At 62.5% G+C, this 256-nt stretch carries 1 protein-coding gene; it reads right to left on the bottom strand.

The annotated features are described in order from the left end of the window. On the bottom strand, positions 1 to 256 hold a 256-nt coding region (locus tag R0J88_RS21560), incomplete at both ends, for a transglycosylase domain-containing protein (protein WP_410901113.1).

Below are 256 nucleotides of genomic sequence, written 5' to 3'. Positions count from 1 at the left end.
CTGTTCGGCCACCAGGTCGAGCACAAGGTTGCGGCGGGCCAGAGCGCGGTCAGGGTATCGCCGCGGGTTGTAGTAGGACGGTCCCTTGACCATGCCCACCAGCAAGGCGATCTGATGCAGCTTCAGCTCCGAAAGCGGCTGGCTGAAGAAGAACTGGCTGGCCAGGCCGAAGCCGTGAACGGCACGCTGGCCATCCTGACCGACAAACACCTCGTTGAGGTAGGCCTCGAGAATCTCGCGCTTGTCGTAGTGCAAC

This window comes from Pseudoalteromonas sp. SIMBA_162, assembly GCF_046535955.1.
GTDB classification, from domain to species: domain Bacteria; phylum Pseudomonadota; class Gammaproteobacteria; order Enterobacterales; family Alteromonadaceae; genus Pseudoalteromonas; species Pseudoalteromonas marina.
The sequence above is the reverse complement of the archived record's forward strand: the minus strand, read 5'-3'. Positions and strand labels throughout refer to the sequence as shown.